14 protein-coding genes are annotated in these 16691 nt (G+C 69.1%); 9 read left to right on the top strand and 5 right to left on the bottom strand.

All coding sequences use genetic code 11. The annotated features are described in order from the left end of the window. Positions 1-35: 35 nt before the first annotated feature. The 3 genes from H610_RS25315 to H610_RS0103495 all read right to left on the bottom strand — a co-directional run bounded on the left by H610_RS25315 (position 36) and on the right by H610_RS0103495 (position 1778). The gene (locus tag H610_RS25315; RefSeq protein ID WP_201768343.1) at positions 36-185 is read right to left on the bottom strand and encodes an MOSC domain-containing protein; all 150 of its coding nucleotides are present in this window, start codon (positions 183-185) and stop codon (positions 36-38) included. Positions 186-309: 124 nt separating this feature from the next. Beyond that, positions 310-720, bottom strand: a complete 411-nt coding sequence (locus H610_RS25310) for an MOSC domain-containing protein (RefSeq protein ID WP_152529042.1) — start codon at positions 718-720, stop codon at positions 310-312. A gap of 191 nt (positions 721-911) precedes the next feature. Next, positions 912-1778: an HDOD domain-containing protein gene (locus H610_RS0103495; RefSeq protein WP_028238388.1), complete on the bottom strand. Its 867-nt coding sequence runs from the start codon at positions 1776-1778 to the stop codon at positions 912-914. A 176-nt stretch (positions 1779-1954) separates the two neighbouring features. Between H610_RS0103495 and H610_RS0103490 the strand changes: the two genes are divergently transcribed. The 5 genes from H610_RS0103490 (at position 1955) to H610_RS0103470 (ending at position 9581) form a co-directional block, all read left to right on the top strand. Further along, complete coding sequence (locus H610_RS0103490; protein WP_028238387.1) at positions 1955-2494, top strand: type 1 glutamine amidotransferase domain-containing protein; 540 nt, start codon at positions 1955-1957, stop codon at positions 2492-2494. A gap of 148 nt (positions 2495-2642) precedes the next feature. Next, entirely contained in the window at positions 2643-3836 is a 1194-nt protein-coding gene (locus H610_RS0103485) for a class I SAM-dependent rRNA methyltransferase (protein ID WP_028238386.1), read from the top strand. Positions 3837-3961: 125 nt separating this feature from the next. Then, the gene (locus H610_RS0103480) at positions 3962-6652 is read left to right on the top strand and encodes a cation-transporting P-type ATPase (RefSeq protein WP_028238385.1); all 2691 of its coding nucleotides are present in this window, start codon (positions 3962-3964) and stop codon (positions 6650-6652) included. Between the two features lie 224 nt (positions 6653-6876). Next, positions 6877-8715 (top strand): dihydroxy-acid dehydratase, encoded by a 1839-nt coding sequence (ilvD, locus tag H610_RS0103475; protein ID WP_028238384.1) that lies wholly within the window; start codon positions 6877-6879, stop codon positions 8713-8715. Positions 8716-9110: 395 nt separating this feature from the next. Further along, complete coding sequence (locus H610_RS0103470) at positions 9111-9581, top strand: metallophosphoesterase family protein (RefSeq protein ID WP_028238383.1); 471 nt, start codon at positions 9111-9113, stop codon at positions 9579-9581. Positions 9582-9587: 6 nt separating this feature from the next. On the opposite strand, the gene H610_RS0103465 is transcribed toward H610_RS0103470, so the two are convergent. After that, complete coding sequence (locus H610_RS0103465; RefSeq protein WP_028238382.1) at positions 9588-10109, bottom strand: dihydrofolate reductase; 522 nt, start codon at positions 10107-10109, stop codon at positions 9588-9590. A gap of 152 nt (positions 10110-10261) precedes the next feature. Between H610_RS0103465 and H610_RS0103460 the strand changes: the two genes are divergently transcribed. Beyond that, positions 10262-11425, top strand: a complete 1164-nt coding sequence (locus tag H610_RS0103460; RefSeq protein ID WP_028238381.1) for a glycerophosphodiester phosphodiesterase — start codon at positions 10262-10264, stop codon at positions 11423-11425. 770 nt (positions 11426-12195) lie between these two features. Here H610_RS0103460 and H610_RS0103455 read toward each other — a convergent pair. Then, entirely contained in the window at positions 12196-13389 is a 1194-nt protein-coding gene (locus H610_RS0103455) for a CaiB/BaiF CoA transferase family protein (RefSeq protein ID WP_152529041.1), read from the bottom strand. Positions 13390-13622: 233 nt separating this feature from the next. On the opposite strand from H610_RS0103455, the gene H610_RS0103450 reads away from it, so the two are divergent. Genes H610_RS0103450 through H610_RS0103440 form a run of 3 tightly spaced genes read left to right on the top strand, consistent with a single transcriptional unit; the run spans position 13623 to position 16657 of the window. Continuing rightward, the gene (locus H610_RS0103450; RefSeq protein ID WP_051231478.1) at positions 13623-14600 is read left to right on the top strand and encodes a Bug family tripartite tricarboxylate transporter substrate binding protein; all 978 of its coding nucleotides are present in this window, start codon (positions 13623-13625) and stop codon (positions 14598-14600) included. An 11-nt stretch (positions 14601-14611) separates the two neighbouring features. After that, the gene (locus H610_RS0103445; RefSeq protein WP_028238378.1) at positions 14612-15103 is read left to right on the top strand and encodes a tripartite tricarboxylate transporter TctB family protein; all 492 of its coding nucleotides are present in this window, start codon (positions 14612-14614) and stop codon (positions 15101-15103) included. 27 nt (positions 15104-15130) lie between these two features. Continuing rightward, positions 15131-16657, top strand: coding sequence for a tripartite tricarboxylate transporter permease (locus tag H610_RS0103440; protein WP_028238377.1), 1527 nt, complete (start codon positions 15131-15133; stop codon positions 16655-16657). Positions 16658-16691 lie beyond the last annotated feature (34 nt).

The following is a 16691-nucleotide window of genomic DNA, read 5'->3' as shown; positions in this document are numbered from 1 at the left end:
GTTACGCTGGGTTTCGACGCCGGCTTGTCGCAACGTCAGCCGGCGTTCGCGGTGTCTTCGGGCGTTGCGGGCAGCACCTCGAGCGCATCGCCGAGGCGCACCTCGCCGCCTTCCAGCACCCGCGCGGTGATGCCGCCGTGCCCGCGCACCGCGTTGTAGCCGCCGGTGCCGAGCAGTGCCTCCATACGCGAGCAGGGATGGCACTCAGGCTGTGTGAAAACTACTGCGCTCGGTCATGCTGCGTTGAAAAACAGGCTCGGGCGCGAGTCCGATCAAAATGCTCATTTACCACTTGTAAACTGCGCTTTTTCATCTGTTTCCGGCTTGCCTGACCTTCGCTCGCGACGTTTTCACACGGCCTGATTCGCCTGTGTATTCGAGGATCGCCGTGCCGACACGGAAACGCTTGCCCTTGAGGGCCAGCAGGTTGATGCCCCGGGTGACCAGGTTGCGACGCAGCAACTGCGGCGAGACCTCGTCCCTGCCCAGGTAGGCGGCGATCGCGCCAAGGTTCTCGGCCTGGACCAGGGTCACCTGGCGCTTGCCCTGGCCGCGCGAGCGTAGTGGTCGCCAGGCAGGCCCTCGCCCGGCGCGAGGCGGACCCGTTCGAGCGCCTGCAGCGGGGCCGTGGCGCTCGGGGCGCACGCCGATCCAGACGATGCGGCCGGGGCGCACGGGCGCGGCCAGCAGGGCGGCGAGCCCCGCTTCGGGATGGAACACGCGAACTGCTTTTGTGGGAGGCCCGACCTCGGGGCGATGCTTTTGAGCGCTGGAGGCAGGCCTGCGGCCTGCATCGCCGCGAGGGCGCGCCTCCCACTGGGATGCGGTGAATGCCGCAATCCCGTCGGGAACGGGCGCCTCCGGGACGGGGCGGGAGTTAGCTTCGAGTCGCGCCGGAGCTACCGGTTCGATCAGCCGACGCCCAGTTCGCGGATGCTGTCCCGGAGGTTCTGGAAGTCGTAGTCGGACAGGCCGACGTATTCGAGCACCAGTTGCTCGATGCCGGCCCACTCGTGGTCCTCGGCCTGGGCGCCGAGCACCCGGTGGCAGGCGCAGATGTGCTCGGCCATCTTGAGGATCGCCAGCAGCGTCTTCAGCTGCGCGTCGCGACCCGAGTCGTCGGTGAACAGCGAATAGGCATTGTGGTGGTTGGCGATGGCGTCGCACAGGTGCAGCGGCAGGTTCCACGACTTGGCGGTGAAGTAGCCGACCACCGCGTGGTTGGTCGACAGCACCCGGTTCTCCACGTCGACGATGCGCTGCTCGGCGCCGCCGCTGGCGTAGGCCTCCTCCAGCACCGCCATGTAGTTGGGGAAGCGCTTGAGCATCAGCGGGATGCCGCAGTCGTGGAACAGCCCGAGCGTATAGGCCTCGTCCGGCGCCTGGTAGCCGATCCGCTTGGCCAGCGTCAGGCAGGTCATGGCCACGTCCTGCGCGGTGTCCCAGAAGCGGTTGAGGGTGACGATCGTCTCGTCGCTCATCTCGCCCTTGATCGACTGCGCGTTGATCAGGTTGATCACCGAGTCGCAGCCCAGCAGGTTGACCGCCTGCTGGATCGAGGCGATGCGGTTGGCCAGGCCGAAGTACTTGGAATTGACGATCTTCAACAGCGAGCCGGACAGGCCCGGGTCATGGCTGATCAGCCGGGCGATGCTCCTGAGGTCGGGAATCGGCATGACCTGCTCCATCTGCAGGTCGACCATGATCTGCGGCTGCGGCGGAACGCTGATGCCCTGCAGCACGTGCCGAATCTGATCGGCGGTAAGTTCAACGGCCATGGGAAGGACTCTGGCGCGGATGAGAGGAGGCAAAACGCCACCGTACGGATGGGACGAACTTTGGCCGAGAAGGGTGTTCGATTTCAAGTGAACGGCGTCAGAACCCGGCGACTGGCTTCCGGCCGCCCGCACGTTCGGCGCATCCCCTAGGCAACAGGAGAAGGAGGACAGGCATCATGGCTCAATCCCTGAACGGCAAGCGCGTGGCGATTCTGGTGACCGATGGCTTCGAACAGGTCGAGCTGACCGGGCCCAAGCAGGCGCTCGACGAGGCCGGGGCGAAGACCGAGATCATCTCCGCCAAGCCGGGCAAGGTGCGCGGCTGGAACCACACCACGCCGGCCGACGAGTTCGAGGTCGACAGCACCTTCGACCGCATTCACAGCGAGGACTACGACGCCATCCTGCTGCCCGGCGGGGTGGTCAACAGCGACACCATCCGCACCGACGACATGGCCCAGGAGCTGGTGCGCGACGCCGCGCGGGCGGACAAGACCATCGCGGTGATCTGCCACGGCGCCTGGCTGCTGGCCTCGGCCGACCTGGTCAAGGGCAAGCGCATGACCAGCTGGCCGTCGCTCGTCGACGACCTGAAGAACGCCGGCGCCGAGTGGGTCGACGAGCAGGTGGTGGTCGACGGCCACCTGATCAGCAGTCGCAAGCCGGACGACATCCCGGCGTTCAGCCAGACGCTGATCGCGGCGTTGGCGGCTTAACGGCAGGCGGCAGGCGGCAGGCGGCAGGCGGCAGGCGAGGATGGAGCCTGCATGAGCGCGGTCAAGCTCTGCTTTTTACTTGCAGCTTGTGCCTTGCAGCTTGCCGCTCTCGTTTAGAATGCCCGCCCCCCTCACCCGGAGCGCCCCCATGTCCCTGCCCAGCCTGCGCCTCAAAGCCAATGCCGATCGCCGCCTGCGTGCCGGCCACCTGTGGGTCTTCAGCAACGAGGTGGATGTCGTCGCCACCCCGCTGACCGCCTTCCAGGCGGGCGACCAGGCGATCCTCGAGGCGGCCGGCGGCAAGCCGCTGGGCGTGGTCGCGCTGTCGCCGAACAACCTGATCTGCGCCCGCCTGCTGTCGCGCGACCTCAGGCATCCGCTGGACAAGTCGCTGCTGGTGCACCGCCTCAAGGTCGCGCTGAGCCTGCGCGAGCGGTTGTTCGAGCAGCCCTGCTACCGGCTGGTGTACGGCGACTCCGACGGCCTGCCGGGGCTGGTGGTCGATCGCTTCTTCGACATCCTCGTGGTCCAGCTCGCCTCGGCGACCATGGAGCGCCAGCGCGACGAGGTGCTGGCGGCCCTGCTGCAGGTGCTCAAGCCGGCCGGCGTGCTGTGGAAGAACGACTCCAGCGCGCGCGAAGCCGAGGGCCTGCAGCGCTACGTCGAGGTCGCCCACGGCGAGGTGCCCGAGTGGGTAGCGCTGGAGGAGAACGGGGTAAGGTTCGAGGCCCCGGTGATGCAGGGCCAGAAGACCGGCTGGTTCTACGACCACCGCATGAATCGCGCGCGCCTGGCGCCCTACGTCAAGGGCAAGCGGGTGCTCGACCTGTTCAGCTACATCGGCGGCTGGGGCGTGCAGGCGGCCGCCTTCGGCGCCAGCGAGGTCATGTGCGTGGACGCCTCCGGCTTCGCCCTCGACGGCGTCGAGCGCAACGCCGCGCTCAACGGCCTGACCGAGAAGATGGCCATGGTCGAAGGCGACGTGTTCGAGGCGATGAAGGAGCTCAAGGCCGCCGAGGAGCGCTTCGACGTGGTGATCGCCGACCCGCCGGCCTTCATCAAGCGCAGGAAGGACCTGAAGAACGGCGAGGCCGCCTACCGGCGGCTGAACGAGCAGGCCATGCGCCTGCTCAACAAGGACGGCATCCTGGTCAGCGCCTCTTGCTCGATGCACCTCCCCGAGGACGACCTGCAGAACATCCTGCTCGGCAGCGCCCGTCACCTGGACCGCAACCTCCAGCTGCTCGAGCGCGGCGCCCAGGGGCCTGATCACCCGGTCCACCCAGCGATCGCCGAGACGCGCTACATCAAGAGCCTGACCTGTCGTATTCTGCCGAGCTGACCCGCGCTCACATCCGGTAACGTTTGCAGGGCCCGCCGCAGGCGGGCCTTTTGCGCACGATCAACATAGCTCCGGCTACCCTGTTCCAGCATCGAAATGACGACAGTCGCTCGATGGAGAACAGGATGCCGGACACCGCAGCGCCCACCCCCACCCCCTGGCACAGCCTGGAAGCCGACGAGGTCGGCCGCCGCCTCGACAGCGCCGCCTCCGGCCTGACCACCGCCGAGGCCGAGGCGCGCCTGCAGCGGCACGGCCCGAATCGCCTGCCGCGCCGCCACGGGCACGGACCGCTCAAGCGCCTGCTGCTGCAGTTCCACAACGTGCTGCTCTACCTGATGCTCGCCGCCGCGGGCATCACCGCGCTGCTGCAGCACTGGGTGGACACCGGCGTCATCCTCGCCGCGGTGCTGGTCAACGTGGTCATCGGCTACATCCAGGAGGGCAAGGCGCAGGCCGCGATGGCGGCGATCCAGCAGATGCTCTCCAGCCAGGCGACCGTGGTGCGCGACGGCCGCCGCCTGACCGTCGACGCCCAGGCGCTGGTGCCGGGCGACCGCGTGGTGCTGGTCTCCGGCGACAAGGTGCCGGCCGACCTGCGCCTGGTGCAGGTGAAGAACCTGCGCGTGGAGGAAGCCGCGCTCACCGGCGAATCGCTGCCGGTGGAGAAGGAGGTCGCACCCTGCGCCGAGGACACCGTGCTCGGCGAACGGCGCGGCATGGCCTACTCCGGCACCCTGGTGGTATACGGCAACGCCGAGGGCATCGTGGTCGCCACCGGCGCGGACACCGAGATCGGCCGCATCGACACCCTGCTCGGCGAGGTCGAGTCGCTCAGCACGCCGCTGCTGCGGCAGATCGCCGGGTTCGGGCACCGGCTGGCGATCTTCATCCTCGCCGCCGCCGCCCTGACGTTCCTGCTCGGCACCTTCTGGCGCGGCCACCCAGCCGAGGACATGTTCCTGATGGTGGTGGCCCTGGCCGCCTCGGCGATTCCCGAAGGGCTGCCGGCGATCATGACCGTCACCCTGGCGCTGGGCATGCAGCGCATGGCGCGGCGCCGGGCCATCGTCCGCCGGCTGCCGGCGGTGGAGGCGCTGGGCGCGGTGACGCTGATCTGCTCGGACAAGACCGGCACCCTGACCCGCAACGAAATGACCGTGCAGCGCATCGTCACCGCCGAGCGCCGCTATGCGGTCGGCGGCATCGGCTACGTGCCGCGTGGCGAGGTCCATGACGAAGACGACCGCCAGAGCCCGCCGAACGGCGCCCTGCTGCAGCGCATCGGGCGCGCCGCGCGGCTGTGCAACGACGCCCAGTTGCACGGCAGCGGCGATGACTGGCGCATGACCGGCGATCCCACCGAGGGCGCGCTGCTGGCGCTGGCGGGCAAGCTCGACGAGCCGGAGCCGCTGCCGCGGGTGGACGCCATCCCGTTCGAGTCCGAGCACCGCTTCATGGCCACCCTGCATCCGCTCGATGGCGGCGCGCTCATCCTTACCAAAGGCGCCCCCGAGCGCATTCTAGAAATGTGTGAGCGGCAGGCCACCGCCGGCGCCGACGCGCCGCTGGAGCCCGACTACTGGCGGCGCTTCGCCGCCGACACCGCCGCACGCGGGCTGCGCCTGCTGGCACTGGCGGAAAAGCGCGTGCCCGGGCAGGAAACGCTCGGCTTCGCCGACATGGAGCGGGGCTTCACCCTGCTGGGGCTGGTGGGCATCATCGACCCGCCGCGTGAGGAGGCCATCGCCGCCGTCGCCGACTGCCAGCGCGCCGGTATCCAGGTGAAGATGATCACCGGCGACCACGTCGAGACGGCCCGGGCCATCGGCGCCCAGCTCGGCATCGGCGTCGAGCGTCCGGCCCTGACCGGAGCGGAGATCGAGGTGCTGGACGAGGCCGCGCTGCAGGCGCTGGTGCTGGACGTCGACGTCTACGCACGCGCCAGCCCCGAGCACAAGCTGCGACTGGTCCGCGCCATGCAGGCGCGCGGGCAGGTGGTGGCCATGACCGGCGACGGGGTGAACGACGCCCCGGCGCTCAAGCGTGCCGACATCGGCGTCGCCATGGGCCACAAGGGCACCGAGGCGGCCAAGGAGGCGTCCGACATGGTGCTCGCCGACGACAACTTCGCCACCATCGGCAACGCCGTGCGCGAAGGCCGCGCCATCTACGACAACCTGAAGAAGTTCGTCGCCTTCATGCTGCCCACCAACGGCGGCGAGGCGCTGGTGATCATCGCCGCGATCCTGTTCGAGATGGCCCTGCCGATGACGCCGGCCCAGGTGCTCTGGGTGAACATGGTCACCGCCTCCACGCTCGGCATGGCGCTGGCGTTCGAACCGGCCGAGCCGGGCCTGATGCGCCGCCCGCCGCGGCCGCCGAGCGAGGCGCTGCTGTCCGGCTTCCTGGTCTGGCGGATCCTGATGGTCTCGCTGCTGATCGGCGTCTCGGCGCTGGGCCTGTTCCTCTGGGAGCTGCAGCAGGCCGCCAGCCTGGAGACGGCGCGCACCATGACGATCAACGCCATCGTGTTCGCCGAGATGTTCTACCTGATCAACAGCCGCCACCTGTTCGGCAGCGTGCTCAGCCGCGAAGGCCTGCTGGGCAACCCGCTGGTTTTGCTGTCGATCGCTGCGGCGCTCGGCCTGCAGCTGCTGTTCACCCACTGGGGCCCGCTGCAGCGCGTGCTCGGCTCCACCGACCTGAGCCTTGCGCAATGGGCCCTGTGCGCCACCGCCGGCGCCCTGGTGTTCTTCGCCGCGGAGCTGGAGAAGGCCGTGCAGCGCGCCCGCATGCGCGGCGCGGCGGCCTGAGGGCAGGCCCCTCGTCCGCCGCGCTTTCCCCCGGCGGACGCGCGGGCGTAGAATCCGGACTCTTTCTGCCATCCATCTTCGGCGGACCCAGAGTCCGGCCCCGGCGAGCGGCGATCCCGCTCGCTTTCGAGGCCCGTCGCAGGCACAGAGTCGACCGCTTCACACGGCCTCGGCGACGCTCGTTTAACGAACCATAACGACCTGATCAGCCGCAGGAATCCGTCATGCCTGACTATCGCTCGAAAACCTCCACGCACGGCCGCAACATGGCCGGCGCCCGTGCCCTGTGGCGCGCCACCGGGATGAAGGACGAAGACTTCAAGAAGCCGATCATCGCCATCGCCAACTCCTTCACCCAGTTCGTGCCCGGCCACGTGCACCTGAAGGACCTCGGCCAACTGGTCGCCCGCGAGATCGAGAAGGCCGGCGGCGTGGCGAAGGAATTCAACACCATCGCGGTCGACGACGGCATCGCCATGGGCCACGACGGCATGCTCTATTCGCTGCCCTCGCGCGAGATCATTGCCGACTCGGTCGAGTACATGGTCAACGCGCACTGCGCCGACGCCCTGGTGTGCATCTCCAACTGCGACAAGATCACCCCCGGCATGCTGATGGCCGCGCTGCGCCTGAACATCCCGGTGGTGTTCGTCTCCGGCGGCCCGATGGAGGCCGGCAAGACCAAGCTCGCCAGCCACGGCCTGGACCTGATCGACGCCATGGTCATCGCCGCCGACAGCTCGGCCTCCGACGAGAAGGTCGCCGAGTACGAGCGCAGCGCCTGCCCGACCTGCGGCAGCTGCTCCGGCATGTTCACCGCCAACTCGATGAACTGCCTGACCGAGGCCCTGGGCCTGGCGCTGCCGGGCAACGGCACCGTGGTCGCCACCCACGCCGACCGCGAGCAGCTGTTCCTGCGCGCCGGACGCCTGGCCGTCGAGCTGTGCCAGCGCTACTACGGCGAGGGCGACGACTCGGTGCTGCCGCGCAACATCGCCAACCGCAAGGCGTTCGAGAACGCCATGACGCTGGACATCGCCATGGGCGGCTCGACCAACACCATCCTGCACCTGCTCGCCGCGGCGCAGGAAGGCGAGGTCGACTTCGACCTGCGCGCCATCGACGCGCTGTCGCGCAAGGTCCCGCAGCTGTGCAAGGTGGCGCCGAACACGCCCAAGTACCACATCGAGGACGTGCACCGCGCCGGCGGCATCTTCGGCATCCTCGGCGAGCTTTCGCGCGCCGGCCTGCTGCACACCGAGGTGTCCACCGTGCACAGCCCGAATCTCGGCGAGGCGATCGCCCAGTGGGACGTCACCCAGACCCGCGACGAGGCGGTGCACACCTTCTTCAAGGCCGGCCCGGCCGGCATCCCGTCGCAGGTGGCGTTCAGCCAGGACACCCGCTGGCCCGACCTCGACCTGGACCGCGCCGAGGGCTGCATCCGCAGCCTCGAACACGCCTTCTCCAGGGAGGGCGGCCTGGCCGTGCTCTACGGCAACATCGCGATGGACGGCTGCGTGGTGAAGACCGCCGGGGTGGACGAGTCCATCCTGCTGTTCGAGGGCAGCGTCAAGGTGTTCGAGAGCCAGGACGCGGCGGTCAAGGGCATCCTCGGCGACGAGGTGAAGGCCGGCGACGTGGTGGTCATCCGCTATGAAGGACCGCGCGGCGGGCCGGGCATGCAGGAAATGCTCTACCCGACCTCGTATTTGAAGTCCAAGGGCCTGGGCAAGGCCTGCGCGCTGCTCACCGACGGCCGTTTCTCCGGCGGCACCTCGGGCCTGTCGATCGGCCATGCCTCGCCGGAAGCGGCGGCCGGCGGCGCCATCGGCCTGGTGCGGGAAGGCGACCGCATCCTCATCGACATCCCCAACCGCAGCATCAACCTGCTGGTGTCGGACGAGGAACTGGCCCATCGCCGCGTCGAGCAGGACAAGAAAGGCTGGAAGCCCGCCGCGCCGCGCACGCGCAAGGTGACCACCGCGCTCAAGGCCTACGCCCTGCTCGCCACCAGCGCCGACAAGGGCGCGGTGCGCAACAAGGCGATGCTCGACGGCTGAGCCTGCGCGCATGGGAAGCACCCGGCCAGGGCCGCGTGTTCTCAGGGCAGGCAGGGACGCCTGGAGAGCCTTTCGGCTCTCCGGCAGGCCTGTGGCCTGCCTCCGCCGCGAGGGCGCGCAAGCCACAAGAATGTGGTGAATGCCGCAAGCCCGTCGGGAACGGGCGCGGCCTCCCACAGGCACGGTGAACAACGCGGCCCTTGTGGGACGCCCACCCCCGGGGGGCGAGCTTGCGGGTGCCGACGCCTGACTCTTGCGCCTGAGGGCCATTCGGCTCTCAGGCACTGCATTCGCTGCGAGGGTGCGCCCACGACCGCACTGCTTTTGTGGGAGGCGACCTCGGGGCGAGCTTTGATGGCGGCCGGTGCCGGGCCTTTGCATCTCGGAGGAGAAACATGCCCCGCCTGAAGATCGGCGTGATCGCCGACACCCACGGCCTGCTGCGCCCCGAAGCCGTCGAGGCGCTGCGCGGCTGCGACCGGCTGATCCACGCCGGCGACATCGGCAAGCCGGAGATTCTCGCCGCGCTGGCCGAGCTGGCGCCGCTGGACGTCATCCGCGGCAACAACGACGAGGGCCTGTCCTGGGTCACCCACCTGCCGGACGAGCTCGATCTGGAGATGGGCGGCGTACGCATCCACCTGCTGCACGACCTCAAGCAACTGCCCTTCGATGCGAAGGCGCGAGGGTTCGACGTGGTGGTCGCCGGGCATTCGCACAAGCCGGCGGCGGTCGAGCGCGACGGCGTGCTCTACTTCAACCCCGGCAGCGCCGGGCCGCGGCGTTTCAAGCTGCCGATCAGCCTCGGCTACCTGCTGATCGACGACGGCCGGGTGGCGGCCGAGCTGGTGACGCTGAGCGTCTAGGGCCCGCTAGACGCGCTCCCAGACCTCGCAGGCATAGGCCGGGCGGCCTTCCTCGGCGGCATGCTCGACACAGGACACCCGGCGCCAGGCCTGCGGGTCCCACTCGGGGAAGAACACGTCACCCTCGGGCTCGAGCGCGACCCGGGTGAGGTACAGGCGCGTGGCCAGCGGCAGGGTCTCGGCGAACAGCTGGGCGCCGCCGATCACCATCAGCTCCTCGGCGCCCTGTTCGTCGGCCCAGGCATCGCCACGGGCGATCGCCTGCGCGAGGTCGGCGAAGGTCTCGGCGCCCTCCAAGCGCAGGCCGGGCTGGCGGCTGACCACCAGATTCAGGCGCCCCGGCAGCGGCCGGCCGAGCGACTCGAAGGTCTTGCGGCCCATGAGGATCGGCTTGCCGAGGGTAACCGACCTGAAGTACTTGAGCTCCGCCGGCAGGTGCCAGGGCAGCGCGTTGTCGCGGCCGATGACGCCGTTGTCGGCGACGGCCACGATGAGGGCGAGGGGGTGTTTGCTGTGCTGAGCGTTCATAGGGCGCAGAGCTTAGCAGAGCCCCTCGGGCGGGCCGAGCGTCGGTTTCCCGTCCGGTTCACGAAAGGGTCATCGTTTCGTTGCCGCCGCGTCGACAAACCGTCACCGTCGGACGGCAGGCTCTGTGCTGTCATCGCCCAGGAGAACGCCCCATGTCCCGCTCGATTCCCTCCCCGCTGCGCCGTGGCCTGCTGGCCTTCGCCCTCTGCCTCCCGCTGCTTGCCCAGGCCGCGCCGGATGACGTCAGTCCCGCCGTGCGCGAGGCCATCGACTGGGCCAAGGACCACCCGCGCGACCGCCACGCACGTCCCGGCCAGGAGCCCAGCCCACTGGTGGTCGCCCACCGCGGCGCCAGCGGCTACGTCCCCGAGCACACCCTCGCCTCCTACGCGCTGGCCATCCTGCAGGGCGCCGACTACGTCGAGCCGGACGTGGTGATGACCCGCGACGGCCAGCTGGTCGCGCGCCACGACAACGAGCTGGGGCTGACCACCGACGTCTCCTCGCGCCCGGAGTTCGCCGACCGCCAGCGCACCCAGGAGGTGGACGGCGTGGCGCTCACCGGCTGGTTCAGCGAGGACTTCACCCTGGCCGAGATCAAGCGGCTGCGCGCCATCGAGCGCATCCCGGACATCCGCCCGGGCAACGCGCGGCTGGACGGCGCCTTCGAGATGCCGACGCTGCAGGAGATCATCGACCTGGTGAAGACCCTGCAGGTCAGCGAGGGCCGGCGCATCGGCCTGTACATCGAGACCAAGCACCCCACCCACTTCCAGCAGCTCGGCCTGGCGGTGGAGCGGCCGCTGGCCGAACTCCTCAAGCGCAACGGCTACGCCAGCCGCCGCGCGCCGGCGTACATCCAGTCCTTCGAAGTGGACAACCTCAAGACCCTCGACCGTCTGACGGAACTGCGCCTGGTGCAGCTGTACGGCAGCGGCCAGCCCTACGACCAGCAGCGCCGCGGCACCGGCCTGACCTACGCGCAGATGGCCAGCGCCGAGGGTCTGAAGGCGGTGGCCCAATACGCCGACGGCGTCGGCCCGGACAAAAGCTACGTGATCCCGCGCGACGCCAACGGCAACCTCGGCTCGCCCACCGACTTCGTCGTCAACGCGCATGCCGCAGGCCTCAAGGTGCACCCGTACACCTTCCGCGCGGAGAACGCCTTCCTCCCGGCCAACCTGCGCAGCAGCGACGCCCCTCACGAGCGCGGCGACATCGAGGCGGAGATCCGCGCCTTCCTCGATGCCGGCATCGACGGGCTGTTCATCGACCAGCCGGACATCGCCGTGCGCTTGCGCGAGGATGCGGAGTGACCTCGTAGCACCGGCACGTCAGCCCTCACCCGAGGGAGATGGGGCTGGTTGGGCGTCGGGCCGTAGTGCCGTGCAGGTTCGTTCATGGTCGAGACCCCACGGGTTCGGGCTTCCCCTTCTCCCCGCGGGAGAAGGTGGCCCGCAGGGCCGGATGAGGGAAGCCCTGCACACCAGCCCTCACCCCAGCCCTCTCCCGGAGGGAGAGGGGGATTGGTTCGGTGTGGATGCGTGGCAGCGTGCAGGTCCGTTCGCGGTCAAGACCGCTCCCACAGGGGCACGCGCACGCCGGGCTTTTCCCTTCTCCCGCGGGAGAAGGTGGCCCGCAGGGCCGGATGAGGGAAGCCCTGCACACCAGCCCTCACCCCAGCCCTCTCCCGGAGGGAGAGGGGGATTGGTTCGGTGTGGGTGCGTGGCAGCGTGCAGGTCCGTTCGCGGTCGAGACCGCTCCCACAGGGTCATGCGCTCGCCGGGCTGTTCCCTTCTCCCCGCGGGAGAAGGTGGCCCGCAGGGCCGGATGAGGGAAGCCCTGCACACCAGCCCTCACCCCAGCCCTCACCCCAGCCCTCTCCCGGAGGGAGAGGGGGATTGGTCCGGTGTGGGTGCGTGGCAGCGTGCAGGTTCGTCCGCGGTCGAGACCGCCCCCACAGGGTCATGCGCTCGCCGGGCTTTTCCCTTCTCCCCGCGGGAGAAGGTGGCCCGCAGGGCCGGATGAGGGAGCCCCGGCACGTCCGTGGCCAAGACCGCTGCCCACCGGTCGGCGGCCGTCTCGCTCAGCGAATCACGCCAGCCGCCCGCAACGCGTCCAGTTCGGTGGCGGACTTGCCCAGCACGCGGCCGAGCACGTTGTCGGTGTGCTGCCCGTGCAGCGGCGGCGCGGTCGGTGTCACCGTGGGCGTACGCGAGAGCCGTAGCGGGCTGCGCACCATGCGCACCTCGCCGGCCACCGGATGCTCGGCGCTGAGTACCAGGTCGCGGTAGCGCGCTGTTTCCGAGTCGAACGCCTGGGCGACGTCCTTCACCTCGCCCACCGGGATGCCCCGCTCGCGCAGCGCGGCGATCAGCGGCTCGCTGTGCCAGCCGGCGAAGGCCTCCTGCAGCAGCGGCAGGAGGATCTCGCGGTGTTCGGTGCGATTCCGGTTCCGGGTGAAGCGCGGGTCGCCGTGCAGCTCCGGGCGCTCGAGCACCTCCAGGCACAGGCGCCGGTACTGCTCGTCGTTGCCCACCGCCAGGGCGATGCAGCCGTCGGCGGTGTTGAACAGCTGGTAGGGCACGATGCTGGCGTGGGCGTTGCCGTAGCGCTGCGGCACCTCGCCGGTGTTCAGGTAGCCCGAGGCGATGTTGGCGAGGAAATGCAGTGCGCTGTCGGACAGGGCGATGTCGATCGTCTGGCCGAGCCCGGAGCGTTCCCGCTCATAGAGCGCCGCGAGGATGCCCTGCACCGCATTCATCCCGGTGACCAGGTCGATGAAGGCCACGCCCAGGCGCATCGGCTCGCCGTCCTTCTCGCCGGTGATGGACATGAAGCCGCTCTCGGCCTGGATGATGAAGTCGTAGCCCGGGCGGTTCTCCAGCGGGTTGCCGCGCCCGTAGCCGGTGATCGAGCAGTGGATCAGCCGCGGGTTGACCGCCGACAGCGTCGCGTAGTCCAGCCCGAGGCGCGCGAGGCTGGCCGGCAGGAAATTCTCCACCACCACGTCGGCCTGCGCCGCCAGGTCGAGGATCAGCTGCCGCCCCTGCGGCGTGCGCAGGTCCACCGCCAGGCTCTGCTTGTTGCGGTTGGCGCTGAGGTAATAGGTGGAGATGCCGGTCTTCTGCGGCGGCATCCAGCTGCGGGTGTCGTCGCCGCCGTCGGGGCTCTCGATCTTCCACACCTCCGCGCCGAGGTCGGCCAGCGCCATGGTCGACCAGGGGCCGGCGAGAATGCGCGTGAGGTCCAGTACCTTGATGCCTTGCAGAGCGCCCACCACACCTCCTTGAACGAACGGAACAGCCATCGGAGGTTCGAAAGTGACCGAAGGGCATCGAAACCACAACCGGTGATAACCGCACAACCGTGCGATTACCGAACAACATTTCCCTTCGCCGCAGGTCCGAACGGCGATGTTCCATTATCGTGAACGAGTCCGTGCCGCGATTCAGATGACCGGACTCGTTCGATGCCGAACGTCCACAACAACTACAAGACGGGATGTTTGATATGCCTCTGACCCTCAAGCGCGCGCTGCGCGTGCTTCTGCTGGGAGCCGCGCTCCCGCTGGTATCCACCGTCCACGCTGCCGACTGGCCGACCGACACCGTTCGCCTGATCGTCCCCTATGCCCCGGGCGGCACCACCGACGTGCTGTCGCGCAAGGTCGCCGACCTGCTGCAGCAGCAGATCGGCACCGTGGTGGTCGAGAACCGTCCCGGCGCCGGCTCGACCATGGCTACCGGGCAACTGGCCCGCGGCGGCCGCGGCAGCGACCACACCATCCTCATGGCCTCGCCCGGCCATACCATCGGACCGGTGCTGTACGACAACCTGCCGTACGACCCGGTGAAGGACTTCCGCTTCATCCGCAACGTCATCGAGATTCCCAACGTGATGGTGGTCCCGGCCAGCAGCCCCTACGACAGCGTGCAGGCCTTCGTCGAGGCGGCGAAGACCAAGGAGATGACCTTCAGCTCTTCCGGCGTCGGCAGCTCGATCCACATGTCCGGCGAGCTGTTCAAGACCATGACCGGCACCCAGATGACCCATGTGCCCTTCCGCGGCTCGGGCGAGGCGCTGCCGGCGCTGCTCAGCGGCGACGTCGACGTGTCGTTCGACAACATGCCGGCCGTGCTGTCGCACATCAAATCCGGCAAGCTCAAGGCGCTGGCGGTCACCTCGCGCGAGCCCTCGCCCTACCTGCCGGGCGTCGAACCGCTGTCGAAGATCGGCGCCGATCTCGGCCTGGGCGACTTCGTCACCACCGCCTGGTTCGGCCTGATCGCCGACGACAGCATGCCCGAGGAGGCCGTGGAGACCCTGCAGGCCGCGCTGGACAAGGTGATGGAGGACCAGAGCTTCAAGGACTTCATCGCCCAGATCGGCGGCGAGGCGGCGTCCCAGGAAGGCGACGACTTCCGCGACTACGTCGCCCAGGACGTGCAACGCTGGCAACACGTCGCCGGCCAGGCCGAACTCCAGTAAGGGGGGGCACCATGACCGCCGCCGGCCGCCCGCGCTGGGTCAACCTCAACACGCTGCTCGGCGTCTTCTGGCTGCTGGCGGCGCTGCTGTTCCTGTTCCACCTGGTGCCGAACCACATCGAAGAGCCGCCGATGGTGCAGAACCCCCTGCAGTCGCCGCGCTGGCTGCCCAGCGTGGCCGGCTGGCTGGTGGCGCTGCTGTCGCTGGCGCTGATCGTCGAGGGCTGCCTGCGCCCGCCGGTGCGCGACCCGGACGCGGCCGAAGGCGGCGCGCCGGCGTGGCGCTGGCTGCTGATGCTCGCCGGCTTCGCCGCCTACTGGCTGCTGTTCGAGCCGCTGGGCGCCACCGCCGCCGGCATCCTCGGCACCCTGCTGCTGTTCGCCGCGCACCCGGTGCGCAGGCCCTGGCTGTACCTGCTGGCGATCGCCCTGCCGTGGCTGGTCAGCCTGCTGTTCGTCCACGTGCTGAACGTCCCGATGCCGTCCGGCACGCTCTGGGACTGACCCCGGCCCCACCTCGCGAGTGACCGAATGGAAGGCGTCTCCGAAGTCCTGAACCTGTTCCTCAGTCTCGACAACTTCATGGCCATCGGCATCGGCGTGCTGATCGGGGTGGTGGTCGGCGCCATTCCCGGGCTGACCGCGACCATGGCGGTGGCCCTGGCGCTGCCGTTCACCTTCAGCCTCGAGCCGGTGACCGCCATCCTGCTGCTGGTCGGCATCTACAAGGGCGGCATGTATGGCGGTTCGATCACCGCCATCCTGATCCACACCCCCGGCTCGCCAGCCGCGGCCTGCACCCTGCTCGACGGCTATCCGCTGACCCTCCAGGGCAAGGCCAAGAAGGCGCTGCAGATGGCGCTCTACGCGTCCTGCATCGCCGACGTGCTGTCGAACCTGGCGCTGATCCTGTTCGCCTCCTACCTGGCGAAGATCGCGCTGAACTTCGGCCCGCCGGAGTTCTTCTGGCTGATCTGCTTCTCGCTGACGATCATCGTCTCGATCGCCGGCGAGTCGGCGATCAAGGGCCTGATCGCCGCCAGCCTCGGGGTGATAGTCGCGTCCATCGGCATGGACGTGGTCTACGGCAGCCAGCGGCTGACCTTCGACAACTACAACCTGATGGACCGGGTGTCCTTCGTGCCGCTGCTGATCGGGCTGTTCGCCGTGCCGGAGGTGATCGACTTCTACCTGAAGAAGGCCGCCCCGCACGTGCGCGCGGCCTCCAGCGGCCTGGGCCTGACGCTCAAGGAGCTCAGGGCGAGCCTGAAGACCATCGTCCGCGGCTCGCTGATCGGCGTGATCATCGGCGCCATTCCCGGCACCGGCGCCACCGCGGCGTCCTTCATCTCCTACAGCGAGGCCAAACGCCGCTCGCCGAACCGGCAGAACTTCGGCAAGGGCGAGCTGGAAGGCGTGGCCGCGGCCGAGTCGGGCAACAACGGCGTGGCCGGCGCGACCCTGATCCCGCTGCTGTCGCTCGGCATCCCCGGCGACGTGATCACCGCGATCATCCTCGGCGCCTTCATGATCCACGGGCTGACGCCCGGCCCGGTGCTGTTCCAGGAGAACCTCACGCTGATCTACGCGCTGTTCTGCGGGATCATGCTGAGCTCGGCGGTGCTGCTGTTCGTCGGCCACGGAGTGATCAGGTACTTCTCGCTGGTCGCCGACATCCCCAAGGCGATCCTGCTGCCGATCGTGCTGATGTTCTGCGTCTACGGCGCCTTCGCGGTGAACAACAGCGTGTTCGACATCGGCCTGATGCTGTTCTTCGGCGTGGTCGGCTACCTGTTCAACCGCACCGGCTTCGCCACCGCGCCCTTCCTGCTCGGCTTCATCCTCGGGCCGATGTTCGAGGACAACCTGCGGCGCACCCTGCTGATCGGCCGCGGCGACCCGGCGATCTTCTTCCGCGGCCCGATCACCTGGCTGTTCGTCGCCCTCACCGCGCTGTCGCTGTTCTTCGCCGTCCGCCGCTACTGGCAGGAGCGGATCGCCGCCCGGCCCGACGCGGCGCCGCGCGCACATCCCGGCACAGGGGACAGCGGTCGGTAACGGGCGGATAGCCGGGCGACACGCGCGGCGGCGG

The sequence above is a fragment of the Stutzerimonas azotifigens DSM 17556 genome (assembly GCF_000425625.1).
Lineage (GTDB): Bacteria > Pseudomonadota > Gammaproteobacteria > Pseudomonadales > Pseudomonadaceae > Stutzerimonas > Stutzerimonas azotifigens.
The sequence above is the reverse complement of the archived record's forward strand: the minus strand, read 5'-3'. Positions and strand labels throughout refer to the sequence as shown.